Raw genomic sequence first — 15,022 nt, forward strand, 5'->3', positions numbered from 1 at the left:
GCCTGAGAGGTCGTTAAGACCGTGTCCTACGTGGTGAGGCGGACGAGTCGCTTGTAGCAGCAGAGCGCTGCGGCGAGGCCGAGAAAGGCCAGGTAATTGCGGGGATTTCGTTCGTAGCGATGGTTGAGCCGGCGATAACCCGTGAGCCAGGACATGGTGCGCTCGATGACCCACCTTCGGCGGCCGAGTCGTTCGCTGGACTCGATGCCCTTGCGTGCGATGCGGACGCCGATGCGCTTGCCGCGTAGCCATCTGCGCAGGTGTGGAACGTCGTCAGCCTTGTCGGCGTGAAGACGCTGAGGCTTGAAGTACCGGCCGCAGTGTGGGTCGTGTCTCGTTTGGTGACCGGCGACCATGGGCTTCAGCGCGAGGCTGTCGTGGACGTTGGCTGCGGAGACACCGACGACCAGGGGCAGTCCGTTCGCATCCGACAGGACGTGCACCTTGGAGCCCGGCTTGCCCCGGTCCACGGGGCTCGGACCTGTGTGTTCGCCCCCCTTTTAGCGCGCACGTGGGCGGAGTCGAGGACTGCACGCGACAGGTCGAGCAGGCTGGCGTCGTAGAGCCGGTGCACGATCTCCTCGTGCAGTCGGCCCCACACGCCGGCCCGCGACCAGATCACGAACCTGCGATGGGCCGTCGACTTGGATATCCCGAAGCATGGCGGCAACGCGCGCCAGGCACAGCCGCTGACCAGCACGTAGATGATGGCCGCGAATACCGTCTCATCAGGCGTGTCCTGCGTGCCGCCACCCTGCGGCCGCACCTTCGACGGCGGGATCAACGGCTTTGCGATCTCCCACAGTCCGTCCGGAACAATCCAACTCCATGTACCCCGCCCCATGATCAGCCAACGACCACCTCACCACGTAGGACACGGTCTTAGTAAGGAGTTCGGCACATCTCGACGCCCTGGCGGCGTGGGCAAAGTGAGCCATAGGAACGGGAAGGACGCATTCCGGAATACAGAACAGCACAGAATGACCAAAAGATCGCTACCCATATCGGACACAGGGAGGCATTCGAGATAAGCGCACGCCTCACATTCTCGCCAGATCAGCGCTAACCAGGATCGACCGCCAGACACGCATGCTATTGTAACCGCTGCACATGGGGGGTCATGTAGCTATTCGTGCACAACGCAAATCTTTTTTGGGGACTATGAATTCTCTGCTTCCCGTGCCATGCAGGGCAAGGCGGCCAAGGGTGCCGTGATCGGAATTATGGCTGCTACGGCAATCGGCCTTGCCGCCCTGATATCCAGCGCCTCCGCAGAATCCTCGTGGGATCGCGGTTGCCGGGGCTATTGGTACACCACCTCCGGGCACGGGTACTGCTCGAACGCGCAGTGGATCGTCGAAAAGTTTGACGTCACCTACGACTGCAACGCCGAGGTCGACACGCAGCGCAGGAAGACGGTCAGGGTCGGCTACACAGGAAAATTCGACGCCTATGAGTGCAGGTTCAAGATCAACGGCACGGACGTGTCTTCCAGCTACTGAGAAAAACTAACCGAGTGAGAGCCCGCCAAACAGGCGGGCTCTCACTCCATATGAAAGTCTGCAATGACGCTCAGCCCTATCGCTCGACTCACTACTGTCACACAGGGTTACGGCAGCCACCGTATTATCGAGAATCTCGATCTCTCCGTTTACCCGGGTGTCACTGGACTACTGGGCCCTAACGGCGCGGGTAAGACCACGCTATTTCAAACCTTGGCTACGATCACGCCACCGTGGAGCGGGGATGTAGAGCTGTTCGGTCGGCCGGTCAACGGTGAACGGCAGGCTCGTCGAGCTCGCCGCCGCATCGGCTATCTGCCGCAAGACTTCGGGTTCTACCCGGCGTTCTCGATCGCAGATTTCGTCCGCTACTGCGCGTGGCTGCGGGAGGTGCCGTCCAAGAACGCCGACTCTATGACCAGGGAGGCACTAGGGGCAGTTGGTCTGGCCGATAGGGCGCAGGACCGGATGAAGTCCCTGTCCGGTGGCATGCTTCGCCGGGCCGGTATCGCAGCCGCTATCGTCGGGGCGCCCTCGCTACTCCTGCTGGACGAGCCAACTGTCGGTCTCGATCCCGCGCAGCGCCTCGATTTTCGTGAACTCATTCGTTCCCTCGCCCTCGCGGGAACAGCAGTTGTTCTGAGTACACATCTGGTCGAAGACGTCGGCGCAGCGTGTGACACCGTCCTCGTATTGCATGAGGGCCGCGTGCTGCACAGCAGCACACCGCTACAGCTGGCCGAGCTGGCGGACCTCGCCGCCCCCGGCGACAACCCTCTGGAGCGCGGGTACATGACGGTTCTCGGAGGCCACCGGGTCAACGGTGGGAGCACATCGTGAACGCCTATCTCATCGAGCTGCGCCGCTCTCCCCTTCTAACGGCCCTGCCACTCTTGGTCGTTGTGGATCTTGTCGTTCTCTTCGGCCGCTCCCGGTACTGGATCGGTGTCTGGCCTGAAGCGAGCGTGGCCGCCCAGGTTGTCACTATGTTTCTGGGGCCGCTGCTTGCTGCCGTCTCGGCGTGGCAGGCTGGTCGCTCGTCTCGTTCAGGCATGCCCGAAACGGTTCTCGCTGCGGCCAGGCCTCTCTGGCGGATCGAGGCAGCGCGGCTCGCCGCAAGCCTCACGCTCGGGCTCGCCGCATACGTGATCGGGTGTCTCACTGCCGCCGGGTTCTCCCTCAGCGAGGCGGGCCCCGGTTTCCTCTGGCCTTCCTACCTCCTCCTTGGGATGGCAACGCTGGTCATCTTCGCGTCTGTCGGGCACCTGGCCGGCCGGTGGTGGCCTTCCGCCGCATTCACTCCGATCGTGTGCGCGCTGGGCTGCTTCATCAGCGTGTTGGCCTCGCCTATCAAGTTCGACGTCCTGGCCGGCCCACCCGACCAGCACCTACAGCCTCTCCCCGTCGCTCTGCGGCTGCTTTTCGCGCTCGCCCTTGCGGTTCTGGCGGTGACAGCACCACCATTGCGCCGGTCCGACGAGCGCCAGATGCCGCGGCAGAAGACTGCCTGGCACATTCGTCTTGTCGCCGTCGGATCAGCCGTCTTTTCCCTGATCGCGCTGGTCGCAACATCGGCAGCAGGCGAACTCCGCGTCGACCGGCCCGCGGCAGCGGTGGAGCCTCTATGCGGGCGTGCTGGGAAGGACTCCCCGGAGGTATGCGTGTGGCCCGAGCACCGCAAGTACCTCCCCGAGCTGACTCTCATGGCGCAACGTTTGCACCAATCAGGGTCGTGGCTGAAGTCGCCGCAGTCGTTTCACGAGTTCGGGCTGCGGCGGACCGACCTGGGCGATCGAGGGTTCGACATCGCCGAGGGGCACGTCCGCACTGCGGCGATCGCCATGGCCGACGGAGTCTTCGCCAAGTCCCTGGGACGCTGCTCTCCCCCTCCCGAGGATAAGCGGGTCTGGCAGGCCATGGACAACATACGACTCTGGCTTGAATACCGCTCCATGGGCCAAGACCCGTCTGTATCCGACAAGGGGCTTCACATGCAGGGGGTAGAGGCTGCCCAGAATGAAGCAGCTCGCGCTTCACGGGCGTCGGAGTCCGAGCAGCGGAAATGGCTCGCTAAGGAGCGCAGCTACATCCTTCAAGATTCTGCCTGGTGCACCGCTGATGATCAGCTCTGATCTCATCCGGTACGCCAGAGTCCATCGCGCTATGGCCATCCTGACGGGTTCAGCCGTCGTCGTGGTTCTGTCAGCACTTTTCGGTGGCTCCAATATCGCTCTGCCTTCTATCGGCAGCGGGGGAGTCACCACAGGGGTCCCGTTCCGACGCGAACTCCCGCTCCTCTCGGCTGTCTTTCTCTCTGCAGCGCTCGGTAGCGCCATGGCGAAGCACGAGGAGATGGGCGGATCGGCTATGCATCGGTATCGGCTGAGGTACTGCTTCGGCCTCACGTTGACTGTCTGTGTCGTCTCCTTCGGAGTAGAGGGACTCGCCGTCGGGGTGGAAGCCGGAGTCGTGTTCGTTCGCTCCATCTTGATCTGGTTCGGTCTCGCACTGTTGTCGATAAGGATGCTCGGTCCGCAGCTCAGTTGGCCGCTGCCCTTGGCATCGGCACTCGTTCTGATCTGGTACCCACAAGAGTGGTGGGACTGGACGGCGAATTGCGCTACAGATTTGGTCAGCTGGGTGGCCGCCGCAGCCGCGCTCGCTGTCGGAGCGACCGCGAGCGCGGCTACCTCTTGGCGGACAAGGAACTGGTCACGTAGGTGAGTGATTTGTTCCCACTCCCCTACTTGGCACTTTGCGCGTGAGGCGGCGGATGCACTCCGAGGCCATCGGGAGATGGTGGCGGGCCGTTTGGATGACCTTGGGGTGCCCTCCACTGATTCCCCGATCAGGTCTGAATTGACCTGGATGCAAGGGATATCTGATCCAGTGGGCTCCGCACGGTCGTTGCACGGGACGCTGCTTGAGACTGCCTGGGCCTAATGTTTGGATGGCCCGCCGGGTGCCTCGTACGTCAAGAAGCTGCACGTAACGCACACAGCGCACGTAACGCGCGCGAGTGTTTTGCCCAGAATGTCCGTCGCGGGGTGCTGGCCTGCGGTTACTTCCACGCGTTTGCGTTCCACATGTTTCGCGATGGCTCATCACGTGAAGAGCGCGGTGCACGGAAGCCGTCGCTCCTGGTTCAAAGTCCCAGGAAAGTCCCAGGGACTCCGTCACACCCCGCCTCGACTCGCATTTGTGCAGGTCAGAGGGGTGTGACGGTGCCATTTTTGCAGGCTTTCAGATGTCCCGGAAGGGACCAGCCAGCGGTGACCTGCCACGATGAGAAGTCCTCGATCGCTGACCTGCGCAAATAGTCTTTCAGTTGTTTCACGCCCATGCTGGTTGGTGGGGCTGGAAGTCCCAGGGGACTCCCTCGGCTAACGGTGCCCTTTCGGTTCTACTCGGCGTCGGGCGGAGCGCAGTCGCCGAGACCTTGGCGCTAGTCGTGTCTTCGATTGAGCTTGAGTGGTGGTTCATGGGCGGGTGATACGTCGCCATGAACTGTCGGATCAGGAAGAGGAGTTCGTCCGGCCGCTGCTGCCTGCGTCCTTGCGGGGGCGGAAGCGGTGGGACGATCGAAGGGTGCTCAACGGGATCGTGTGCAAGTTCCGCACCGGCACGGCCTGGCCGGACGTGCCTGAGCGGTATGGGCCGTGGTAGACGCTGCACACCCGGTTTCGCCGGTGGGCCCTGGACGGCACCTTCGAGCGGATGCTCCGGGCCGCGCAGGCCCGGGTGGACGCGGCCGGGGACGCCGCAGCCCATGCCTCGGAGGCTCGCGGGGTGGCCTGACCAGCAAGATTCACCTGGCCTGTGACGCTTTCGGGCGTCCGCTCGCCTTCGCTCTCACGGGCGGGAACACCAACGACTGCACGCAGTTCACCGCCGCGATGGAAGCGATCCGGGTGCCCCGCCCCGGGCCGGGGCGGCCCCGGGTGCGGCCGGCTCACGTGCTGGGCGACAAGGGCTACAGCTCCCGTGCGATACGAACCTGGCTCAGGCGTCGCTGCATCGGCCATACCATCCCCGAGCGGGCCGACCAGGTCCGCAACCGGCTCCGGCGCGGCAGCCGGGGCGGACGCCCGCCAAGCTTCGACAAGCAGCTCTACAAGCGGCGCGACATCGTGGAACGGTGCTTCAACCGGCTCAAGCAGTGGCGCGGCATCGCGACCCGCTACGACAAGACCGCCGAGCCTGTGGCGTGTCGGCAACACGACGCGCAACGGCTGTCCGTGGCGTACCTGACTTGTATCGCCGTAGCGGGAGTGATGTACGTGTCAGTCCACTTCCAGGGCGTCCAGAGCCAGCGTGTGGGCTATGGCGAGGCGGCGGTCGATGTCGGGCGCGAGGATCTCAAGTACGTACCGGGTGTGCAGCCCCAGCTTCTTGGTGACGGTCATCAGCGGCTTGCCGCTCTCGGTGTACTCGAAGCGGTACGGCCAGATGAACGGTACGTATTCGAGATACGGCACGAACTCCCAGATGAACCGGACGAAGGCCACCACCCGGCTGTGCTCGCGGCCGGTCAGTTTCATCGTCCCCGGCTGGCGCACCTGCCATGTCCTGCGGAGGAAAGACGCGCCCGCGTCCTCGTAGAACGACCCCAAGGACTGGCCCGAAGCGTCCCGCACGTCGTACATGTAGCCCACTTCGTGGTCGCGGCCCTTGAAGGCGGCGAGAGCGGACTTCCTGGACGCGTCCGTATAGACGGTCACCTGTCCCCTGAGCGACAGCTGCTTCTCGCGTGCGTATGCGACGGGCTCGCCCTCGGAGCCGTCCGGCCGGGCCACGCTCACCACGTACTCGCCGGCCGTGAGGCTCAGTGTCTTCTTGATGACGAAGGTGTCGTAGGACTGGATGTCCGGTGCTTCCGCAGTGGTGGGGGCCGGGACTGGGGCGGGGGTGGCCTTGGTGAGGCTGACGGCGGCCCTGTCCTTCTCCGCGCCAGTTCCTGCACTCGACTCCGTGCCCGTGCTGTCCATGTGGCATCTCCCGTTGTCCGCGTGGCCCCGATTCGGTCCGTCCATCGTCGGCCGCACGACCGGCCCGGCGCAGTCTCCGGAAGTCGCGATCCTGGGCGACGAAAGGTGTCGACTTTCGTCGTACGGTGGCACGACGCTCGGCCGATGCACGCGTTCTTCCAGGGGTCCTACCGTCGGTCCGGTGTAGGCGGACAGGGAAGTGAATGTGGATGTGAGGGCGGGTACGGATGTGGGAGATCGACGGGTACGTTCCGCCGGGCTCGTTGTTCGGGGCCTCCGGCGGCGGTTGAGCGGCGGTGTGCTCTGGAGCCCCGCCCGTATCGTCGGGGAGGCGGTGCTCGCCGTCACCCTCGCCGGGTTCGCCACGGGCATCGGCGCGTGGGGGGACACGCTCGACGCGCGGACCGTTCTCCTCGCCGGAGCGATGGCCCTGCTGGCGCCCGCGCGCCACGCGCTGCCCGCGACCGTCCTCATCCTCTCCGCCCCGCTGGCCGGGGGGTGGAGCGTCATGGCCTCCGTGCTGCTGGTCTGCGTCGCCTGGTCGGCGGGGCGGCGGATCACGGAACCCTGGCGGGTGGCCGCCGCGTTCGGGGCCGCGTGTGTGCTCCACACCGTGCCGGGCCTGTACCGCGACATCACCTCGGGGACCGCGTCCGTGCTGCCCGTCACCCTCGGGTGGAACGTCGTGACATTCCTGACCCTGGCCGTGGTGCCGGCCCTCGTCGGCCGCTACCGGGACCAACGGCGGCGACTGCTCAGCGCGTTGTGGCAGAACAATCAGCAACTCAGGCGCGAGCAGGCGATGGTGGCCCGTGAGGCGCGGTTGCTGGAGCGCAACCGCATCGCCCATGACATGCACGACAGCCTCGGCCATCAGCTCGCCCTGATCTCCGTGCACGCGGGCGCCCTCCAGGTCGACCCGGAGCTGACCGGGAGCCAGCGGGAGGCCGTACGGATCCTCCGGGGCGCCTCCGTCACCGCGATGGCGGAGTTGCGGGCGGCGGTGGGGGTGCTCCACGACGAGGCGGAGTATTGGGAGCAACAGAACGAGCAGCAGTACCAGGGGCATCAGTCTCACCAGGGGAACCAGGGGGAGATTTCCTACCGGGAGTACGGGGAGCACCGGGAACACCAGGGGCGCCAGCGGCAGCCGGTGGGCGACGGCGCCTCCGTGCCGTACGCGCCCCGTACCACCGCCGCCATCGACGGCCTGGTCGAGTCGTCCAGAGGCGCGGGCACGGCGGTGTCGCTGGATCGGAGCGGTGTCCGGAGGCCGTTGGCGCCCGCCGCTGACCACGAGGCGTACCGCATCGTCCAGGAGGGGCTGACCAACGCTCACAAGCACGCGCCGGGTGCCCCGATACGCCTTGCCCTGCGGTACGAACCGGACAGCCTGGTCGTGGAGGTCACCAACGGGCCCGTGCCGGGCGGAGCGCCCGAGGTGCCGCCGGAGATCAGCGGCGGCCAAGGGCTGAAAGGGCTGCACGAGCGGGTCGGCCGGGTCGGCGGCATGGTGCACACCGGGCCCACCGAGGACGGCGGCTTCCGGATCGCGGGGATGCTGCCGTACGGGGAGGAGAGCAAGGCGGGAAGCGGGGCGGAGGGCCGGGCGGGGCACCTCGGGGGACACGGGGCGGGGGACGGTGCCCGGGGCGCGGGGCCGTACGGCGCGACCTCCGTCGTACCGACTCGCGACGTTCGGGGGCAGCTGGGTCCGGGGGCGGTGGGCGACGGTGGAACGGTCATCAACGGGGCCGATCCACAGAGGGAGTTCACCGCCATCATGAGTACCAGGAAGAACGTCGCCATCGGCTGCGCCGTCACCGCCGTCGTCCTCGTCGCGGGCGTCATCGGCCTGGGCGTCTGGGGGATCGGCGTCATGACGGAAGAGGTGAAGAAGGCGGAGATCTCGCCGAGCGTCTACGAGGAGGCGAAGGTCGGGGACGCCGAGGCGGACATCCGGGCCAGGCTCCCCGAAGAGGACTCGTGGCTCACCTCGGACCTGGCGGACCAGGGGCCCAAGCTGCCCGACGGAGCGACGTGCCGACACTTCACCTCCGAGGACGACCAGGGGGTCGACTTCCTCACCGTCTTCCGGTTCTGCTTCCAGGACGGGAAGTTGGTCTCCAAGGAGACGTACAAGGCGACGTGATGCGGGGCTCCGTGCGGCGGGTCGGCCCGTACAGGGCATGATGGCGGGGCCACTCCGTCCGTTCTCCTTGACAATGTCATGATCGGCACCGCGCAGGAGGTTGTGTGATCCGGGTCCTCGTCGCCGACGACGAGCCGCTCATCAGGGCCGGCATCAGAATGATCCTCACCTCTGCCGACGACATCGACGTGGTCGCCGAGGCCGGGGACGGCCGCGAGGCGGTGGAGAAGGCCCGGGGCGGCGGGGTCAACGTGGCGCTGCTGGACATCCAGATGCCGGTGATGGACGGGCTGACGGCGCTGGTCCAGCTCGGCCGCGCCGCGCCGAAGGTACGGGTCCTGATCCTCACCACCTTCGGCGAGCGGGACAACGTACTGCGGACGCTCGGCCACGGCGGTGCGGGGTTCCTGCTGAAGGACTCCGCGCCCGACGAGCTGATCCAGGCGGTGCGGGCCGCGGCGGCGGGCAACGCGTATCTCTCACCCGCGGCCACCCGGCATGTGGCGGACGTGCTCTCCGCCACTGGGGCCACCACGCGCGGGGAGGCCGCGCGGCGCCGGCTCGACGGGCTCACCACCCGGGAGCGCGAGGTGCTGGCGCTGCTCGGGGAGGGGCTCTCCAACGCGGACGCGGGGCGGCGGCTGCATATGAGCGAGGCCACGGTGAAGACGTACGTCAGCCGCATCCTCACCAAGCTCGACTGCGACAACCGCGTCCAGGCCGCCCTCCTCGCCCGCGACGCCGGGCTTCAACCGGGGGGAATTCAGCCGGGCGGGCACTGACCGGACGGAGCGTCACTTCCGTACGGCCTGACGTCTGTACGGGGGCGCGGCGTCCGTACGTGCCCCTTCCGGCCCGGTGGGCCGAGACACGCGGATCCGCCCGGCCGTATCCGTACGGTCGTATCGCACCGCCAGGCCTGAGCGGTCGGGTCCCCGCTCGTCGGAGCCTCCCCCGAGGACACGAGGGAGGGCTCTTCCGGACGGACCGAAACGGGCCTCTGCCCCCTGACCGTGCTGCTCCGGTTCAGGGCCGACTCTACGAGCGTCGCGATGGTCCTCCAGTGGTGGCGCGTCACTGGACGCCGCCCGGAGGGGGCGCAGCGGTGGACAGCCGGTGGACAGACGCCTTTGGACGAGCCAGCACGCGGCCGCACAGGGGAGACTGCCCCACACGGCGATCTGGGAAAGCGTCATCAGGAAGCAGGGTGCGGCACCACCAGGCGCGATCGCTCTCGTCATGCGCAGGTCTTGGGTTCGAAACCTGAAGACAGCGCTGGCCCGGTTGAGGGTCAGAGCTGCAGGCGCCCGGGGTCGCACATGGTGGTTTCAGGAACCGGGAGCCGTCTCCTCCAGGAAGCGTTCCACCTCGCGGGCCATGCCGGAATCAGCTCCTGACGCGAGAGAGTTCCTTCCCGTTGAGCCCTCGTGGATGCCGAGTCCGCCGACCCAGAGGTATGCGAACGCTTGCTCACCGTCGACCTGCGGACTGAATTGGATGTCCAGTTGCCGCAACTGTGCGGGGGATGAGGCGGCGTAGACGGTGGCTGTCGCCCGCCGTTGTGGATAGAGGTTGAAGCCTCGGATGTCGCTGGAGCCGTACTCATCCACGAAGGCGCCGTGGCCGTCTCGTCCCAGAGGTCCGGGCCGAAACTGGTCGTAGTCGACTCCGACTTGCAGGAACGCCAGTGGCAGCGTCGGTGCGGGCATTGCGAGGCCCCTCCGGCGAGCACTCTCCGTGAAAGGTGACGGTCTATCAGGTATTCCTGATACATCGTCACCCATTGAAGATCATCTTGCACACGTTGCACAAGGTGATGAAGAACAGCGGTGATCAATGGAAGGCCGAGAAAGGGTATAGCCACAGGTCGTCGCGTGTTCAGGGGTGTCGTGCCCCGTGTCCCCAAGGGGCACGGCACCCCGCCCGTCAGATGTCCCGGAAGATCTCGATCTGCGCGCCCACCGAGTTGAGCCGCTCGGCCAGTTCCTCGTATCCGCGGTTGATCACATAGACGTTGCGGAGCACGGAGGTGCCCTCGGCCGCCATCATCGCCAGCAGCACCACCACGGCGGGCCGCAGGGCGGGCGGGCACATCATCTCCGCCGCGCGCCAGCGCGTCGGGCCCTCGACCAGGACCCGGTGGGGGTCGAGGAGTTGGAGGCGGCCACCGAGTCGATTGAGGTCGGTGAGGTAGATCGCGCGGTTGTCGTACACCCAGTCGTGGATCAGGGTCTGGCCGTGCGCCGCGGCGGCGATCGCCGCGAAGAACGGGACGTTGTCGATGTTGAGGCCGGGGAACGGCATCGGGTGGATCTTGTCGATCGGGGCCTCCAGCTTGGAGGGCCGCACCGTCAGGTCCACCAGGCGGGTGCGCGCGTTGTCGGCCGCGTACTCCGGGGTGCGGTCGCAGTCGACGCCCATCTCCTCCAGGACGGCGAGCTCGATCTCCATGAACTCGATCGGCACCCGGCGGATGGTGAGTTCGGACTCGGTCACCACGGCGGCGGCCAGCAGGCTCATCGCCTCGACCGGGTCCTCGGAGGGGGAGTAGTCCACGTCCACGTCGATCTGCGGGACCCCGTGGACGGTGAGCGTCGTCGTGCCGACCCCGTCGACCCGTACGCCCAGGGCCTCCAGGAAGAAGCACAGGTCCTGGACCATGTAGTTGGACGAGGCGTTGCGGATGACCGTCGTGCCGTCGTGGCGGGCCGCGGCCAGCAGGGCGTTCTCGGTCACCGTGTCGCCGCGCTCGGTCAGCACGATGGGGCGGTCCGGGGCGACGCTGCGGTCGACCTGCGCGTGGTACAGGCCCTCCGTCGCGGCGATCTCCAGGCCGAAGCGGCGCAGCGCGATCATGTGCGGCTCGATGGTGCGGGTGCCCAGGTCGCAGCCGCCCGCGTACGGCAGGGTGAACTGCTCCGTCCGGTGCAGCAGCGGCCCCAGGAACATGATGATCGAGCGGGTCCGGCGCGCGGCGTCGGCGTCGATCGCCGCCAGGTCCAGCTGCGCGGGCGGCACGATCTCCAGGTCCACGCCGTCGTTGATCCAGCGGGTGCGGACGCCGATGGAGTTCAGCACCTCCAGGAGCCGGAACACCTCCTCGATCCGGGCCACCCGGCGCAGGACCGTACGCCCCTTGTTGAGGAGCGACGCGCACAGCAGCGCAACGCATGCGTTCTTGCTGGTCTTGACGTCGATGGCCCCGGAGAGCCGTCGGCCGCCGACGACCCGCAGGTGCATGGGTCCGGCGTACCCGAGCGACACGATCTCGCTGTCGAGGGCTTCACCGATGCGGGCGATCATCTCAAGGCTGATGTTCTGGTTGCCGCGCTCGATGCGGTTGACGGCGCTCTGGCTGGTGCCGAGAGCCTCGGCCAACTGCGTCTGTGTCCAGCCCCGATGCTGACGGGCGTCACGGATGAGCTTGCCGATACGTACGAGGTAGTCGTCTGACATGTCGGCAGGCTATCTCAGATATGAGATGAGAATGCTGTGGGGGTGTGTCGTTCGGGTGACGCGCGTGCACCGGCTCCACGCGGCCGGGTCTCCCCATCGTCGCCCGCGCGGGAGGAGATGGCGCGACCGGTGCGTCCGTACGGGGACGGGCCCGGGCTCGCCTCCCCGGTGCTCAGCTTGCCCGGCCGTGCCGGCGGGCCGTGGCGCGCTTCCGATGGGTGAGGGTGAGCTTGACCGGGACCAGCGCGAGCCAGCACCACATGGCCGCGGGAGGGGAGACGAGATAGGCGACCGGCACCGTCGCGGCGAAGAGCGCGGCGGTCGCGGCGAGATCGGCGGTGACCGCCCGGCCCACATCGCCGCGGGAGGCCTCCGTCGCATGCTCCGTCCTCCTCCGGCCGGCCAGGAACATCGCCAGCTCCAGCAGGTTCGTGACGGCGACCATGCCCGCGTAGACGGCCACGGCCAGTGGGCGCGTGGCGTACTCGGACAGCAGCGCGGTCGGGAACGGGACGAGAGCGATGGCCCCCAGCCACAGCAGCGCGAACCGCAGCGCCACCCCCTCGAAGCGCGGGACCAGCCGCACGATCAGCCGGTGGTCGCGCCAGAACCCGGCCAGGATCGTGAAACTCAGGCCGTACGCGCCGAGGTCCGGCAGCGCCTGGCGCACGGCGTCGGTGAACTCGTCCTTGTCCAGCCCCGGTTCGACATGGAGGTCCAGGACCAGCAGGGTCATCGCGATGGCGAAGATCCCGTCGGACAGGGTCGTCAGACGGTCCGCGCTCTTCTCGTCGGCCTTCTCGGCGGCGGCTCGGGCATCGCTCACCCGCCTCAGGGTGAGGCGGCGAGGGGGCTCACCCCTTCATTACGCCGACGGCGGGCAAGCCGGTCCTTCGGGCTCCAGCTCGTCGAGGACGGCGGCCACGGCTTCGATCTCGACGAGCTGGTCGGCGTAGCCGAGCACGGTGACGCCCATCAGGGTGCTGGGCACGTCGTGGTCGCCGAAGGCGTCCCGGACCACCTTCCAGGCGGCCCCGAGATCCTGCTGACGGGCCGACGCCACGAGGACCCGGGTGCTGATGACGTCCTCGATGGAGGCACCGGCGTCGGCGAGCGCGGACCGCAGATTCGCCACGGCCCGCGCCGCCGGGCCCGCGTAGTCCCCGACCGCCACGGTGGCGCCGTGCTCGTCGAGCGGACACGCACCGGCGAGGAAGACCAGCCGTGAGCCGGCGGGTGCCGTGGCCGCATAGGCGTACTCGGCGACGCCGGAGAGGGTGCGGGAACGGATCAGCGAAACGGCGCTGGTGCGGGTCACGGTGGGTGCGTCTCCTGCGGGGTGGGGCGCGTGCCGGGTGGGCCGGGTCCTGGAGCCCGCCATCCTTTCAGCGCGCTCCGGGTTCCGCCTCTCCTTTTGCACGGCGGCTCGCACGACGGCTCGCGGGGTGACTCGCGCAGTAGCCCGTCCGGCGGAGAAATTCGGATGCTCGTCGGACGTCGCGCTCCTACTGTGGCCCGATGACGTCGATCAGGCAGGTCCAGATCACCTTCGACTGCGCGTCGCCCACGCGCGTCGCCCACTTCTGGTGCGAGGTGTCGGGGTACGTCGTACCACCGCCGCCGGAGGGGTTTGCCAGTTGGGACGCGTACGACCTCTCCCTGCCGCCGGAGAAGCGGGACGCGGGGTTCGTCTGCCAGGACCCCACGGGGGTGGGCCCGCGGATGTACTTCCAGCGCGTTCCCGAGGCCAAGGTCGTCAAGAACCGGGTGCATCTGTGCGTGCGGGTCGGCACCGGGCTCGTGGGGGAGGAGCGCCTCGCCGCGCTGGAGGCCGAGTGCGCACGGCTTCTGCCGCTCGGCGCGAAGCGCGTACGCCTGCTCCTCGCCGACGAGGAGAACGAGTCCTGCCTCGTGATGCAGGACATCGAGGGCAACGAGTTCTGCCTCGACTGACCGGCCCGCGCGGTATCCTCGCCCGGCATGACCCACTCCGACACCGCCGGCGAGATCGAGATGACGGCGGACCTGGTCCGTGACCTGCTCCGGGAGCAGCATCCCGATCTGGCGGGGCTGGCCGTCCGCGAGGTCGTGGGCGGCTGGGACAACCAGCAGTGGCGCCTCGGGGACGAGTTGGCCGTCCGCGTGCCGCGTACGGAACGCGCCCCGGAACTCCAGCGCAAGGAGTGCCGGTGGTTGCCCCACCTCGCTCCGCGCCTGCCGCTCCCCGTCCCGCACCCGGTGCGCGTCGGGGAGCCGTCCGCACGCTTCCCGAAGCGGTGGACGATCATGACGTGGGTCCCCGGCGAGCCGCTGGACCGCACCTCGATCAGCCGTGGCGACCACGCGGCGGACACGCTGGCGGACTTCCTTGGGGCGCTCCACGTGGCGGCGCCCGCCGAGGCGCCGGGCGTGGTGGACCGGGGCGCTCACCCGGCCACGTACACCGAGGGCTTCGACCACTTCTTCCGGTCCGTCGCCCTCGACGGCAGGGCCGACGAGGTCCGGGCCGTCTGGGACGACGCGGTCGCCGCCCCCGCGTGGGAGGGCCCGCCGGTCTGGGTGCACGGTGACCTCCACCCGGCGAACGTGGTCGTGTCGGGCGGGACGCTCTCGGGCGTGATCGACTTCGGCGACCTGTTCGCCGGGGATCCGGCGTGGGACCTCGCGGCCGCCTGGGTCGTTCTTCCCCGGGGCGGGGCCGAGCGGTTCTTCGACGCGTACGCGCACGCGGACGGGGCGACGATCCGGCGCGCCCGTGGCCTGGCCGCGCTGAAAAGCCTCTTCCTCATGCTCATGGGCGAGAACGGAGACCGGGGGCTTCCCGGCGGCAAGCCGGGCTGGGGGCCCGCCGGCCGGGCGGCGCTCGATCGCGTGCTGAGCACCGACGGCCGGTAGGGCGTTGCCGCCCAGGCGGCGTCCGAGAT

At 67.9% G+C, this 15,022-nt stretch carries 13 protein-coding genes and 1 pseudogene; 8 read left to right on the top strand and 6 right to left on the bottom strand.

Annotated elements, in window-relative coordinates; genetic code table 11:
- Positions 1-26: 26 nt before the first annotated feature.
- Positions 27-844, bottom strand: a protein-coding gene (locus RNL97_RS26210; protein ID WP_313751266.1) for an IS5 family transposase whose coding sequence is annotated in 2 segments (ribosomal slippage) — positions 27-502 and positions 502-844 — 819 coding nt in all. Because the reading frame shifts where the segments join, the coding sequence is not laid out codon by codon here.
- Between the two features lie 340 nt (positions 845-1,184).
- On the opposite strand from RNL97_RS26210, the gene RNL97_RS26215 reads away from it, so the two are divergent.
- The 4 genes and pseudogenes from RNL97_RS26215 to RNL97_RS26230 all read left to right on the top strand — a co-directional run.
- Positions 1,185-1,502 carry a hypothetical protein gene (locus RNL97_RS26215; protein WP_030592887.1) on the top strand — a complete coding sequence of 106 codons (318 nt, stop codon included), beginning with the start codon at positions 1,185-1,187 and terminating at the stop codon, positions 1,500-1,502.
- Positions 1,503-1,565: 63 nt separating this feature from the next.
- A complete protein-coding gene (locus tag RNL97_RS26220) occupies positions 1,566-2,342 on the top strand; it encodes an ATP-binding cassette domain-containing protein (protein WP_313751267.1) in 777 nt (258 codons plus the stop codon).
- On the top strand, positions 2,339-3,634 hold the full coding sequence (locus tag RNL97_RS26225) for a DUF7224 domain-containing protein (protein ID WP_313751268.1): 1,296 nt from the start codon (positions 2,339-2,341) through the stop codon (positions 3,632-3,634). The genes RNL97_RS26220 and RNL97_RS26225 overlap by 4 nt, the downstream gene beginning before the upstream one ends.
- Before the next feature lie 1,360 nt (positions 3,635-4,994).
- A pseudogene (locus tag RNL97_RS26230) lies at positions 4,995-5,698 on the top strand (IS5 family transposase); the annotation flags it as partial.
- Positions 5,699-5,785: 87 nt separating this feature from the next.
- Here RNL97_RS26230 and RNL97_RS26235 read toward each other — a convergent pair.
- Positions 5,786-6,490: an LURP-one-related/scramblase family protein gene (locus RNL97_RS26235; RefSeq protein ID WP_030592877.1), complete on the bottom strand. Its 705-nt coding sequence runs from the start codon at positions 6,488-6,490 to the stop codon at positions 5,786-5,788.
- 298 nt (positions 6,491-6,788) lie between these two features.
- Here RNL97_RS26235 and RNL97_RS26240 point away from each other — a divergent pair, with 298 nt between their 5' ends.
- Together RNL97_RS26240 and RNL97_RS26245 are read left to right on the top strand one after the other, a co-directional pair.
- Positions 6,789-8,642, top strand: a complete 1,854-nt coding sequence (locus tag RNL97_RS26240; protein ID WP_030592875.1) for a sensor histidine kinase — start codon at positions 6,789-6,791, stop codon at positions 8,640-8,642.
- A gap of 104 nt (positions 8,643-8,746) precedes the next feature.
- Positions 8,747-9,424, top strand: a complete 678-nt coding sequence (locus RNL97_RS26245) for a response regulator transcription factor (RefSeq protein WP_030592872.1) — start codon at positions 8,747-8,749, stop codon at positions 9,422-9,424.
- Positions 9,425-9,970: 546 nt separating this feature from the next.
- On the opposite strand, the gene RNL97_RS26250 is transcribed toward RNL97_RS26245, so the two are convergent.
- From RNL97_RS26250 to RNL97_RS26265, 4 genes are all read right to left on the bottom strand, one after another.
- Positions 9,971-10,351: a hypothetical protein gene (locus RNL97_RS26250; protein WP_050500237.1), complete on the bottom strand. Its 381-nt coding sequence runs from the start codon at positions 10,349-10,351 to the stop codon at positions 9,971-9,973.
- Positions 10,352-10,568: 217 nt separating this feature from the next.
- Positions 10,569-12,098 (bottom strand): helix-turn-helix domain-containing protein, encoded by a 1,530-nt coding sequence (locus tag RNL97_RS26255; RefSeq protein ID WP_030592866.1) that lies wholly within the window; start codon positions 12,096-12,098, stop codon positions 10,569-10,571.
- Between the two features lie 172 nt (positions 12,099-12,270).
- Positions 12,271-12,924, bottom strand: a complete 654-nt coding sequence (locus tag RNL97_RS26260; RefSeq protein ID WP_313751269.1) for a TMEM175 family protein — start codon at positions 12,922-12,924, stop codon at positions 12,271-12,273.
- 39 nt (positions 12,925-12,963) lie between these two features.
- Positions 12,964-13,416 (bottom strand): RidA family protein, encoded by a 453-nt coding sequence (locus RNL97_RS26265; RefSeq protein ID WP_313751270.1) that lies wholly within the window; start codon positions 13,414-13,416, stop codon positions 12,964-12,966.
- 200 nt (positions 13,417-13,616) lie between these two features.
- On the opposite strand from RNL97_RS26265, the gene RNL97_RS26270 reads away from it, so the two are divergent.
- Both RNL97_RS26270 and RNL97_RS26275 read left to right on the top strand, forming a co-directional pair.
- Positions 13,617-14,051, top strand: a complete 435-nt coding sequence (locus RNL97_RS26270) for a VOC family protein (protein WP_030592857.1) — start codon at positions 13,617-13,619, stop codon at positions 14,049-14,051.
- Between the two features lie 27 nt (positions 14,052-14,078).
- On the top strand, positions 14,079-14,993 hold the full coding sequence (locus RNL97_RS26275; RefSeq protein ID WP_030592854.1) for an aminoglycoside phosphotransferase family protein: 915 nt from the start codon (positions 14,079-14,081) through the stop codon (positions 14,991-14,993).
- Positions 14,994-15,022: the final 29 nt, after the last annotated feature.

This window comes from Streptomyces parvus (genome assembly GCF_032121415.1).
Classification (GTDB): Bacteria; Actinomycetota; Actinomycetes; order Streptomycetales; family Streptomycetaceae; genus Streptomyces; species Streptomyces globisporus_A.

Bases quoted from the DNA above. Each gene is read 5' to 3' on its own strand.
- RNL97_RS26215 (WP_030592887.1), top strand. From the start codon at position 1,185: ATGCAGGGCAAGGCGGCCAAGGGTGCCGTGATCGGAATTATGGCTGCT.
- RNL97_RS26220 (WP_313751267.1), top strand. From the start codon at position 1,566: ATGACGCTCAGCCCTATCGCTCGACTCACTACTGTCACACAGGGTTAC.
- RNL97_RS26235 (WP_030592877.1), bottom strand. From the start codon at position 6,490: ATGGACAGCACGGGCACGGAGTCGAGTGCAGGAACTGGCGCGGAGAAG.
- RNL97_RS26250 (WP_050500237.1), bottom strand. From the start codon at position 10,351: ATGCCCGCACCGACGCTGCCACTGGCGTTCCTGCAAGTCGGAGTCGAC.
- RNL97_RS26255 (WP_030592866.1), bottom strand. From the start codon at position 12,098: ATGTCAGACGACTACCTCGTACGTATCGGCAAGCTCATCCGTGACGCC.
- RNL97_RS26270 (WP_030592857.1), top strand. From the start codon at position 13,617: ATGACGTCGATCAGGCAGGTCCAGATCACCTTCGACTGCGCGTCGCCC.
- RNL97_RS26275 (WP_030592854.1), top strand. From the start codon at position 14,079: ATGACCCACTCCGACACCGCCGGCGAGATCGAGATGACGGCGGACCTG.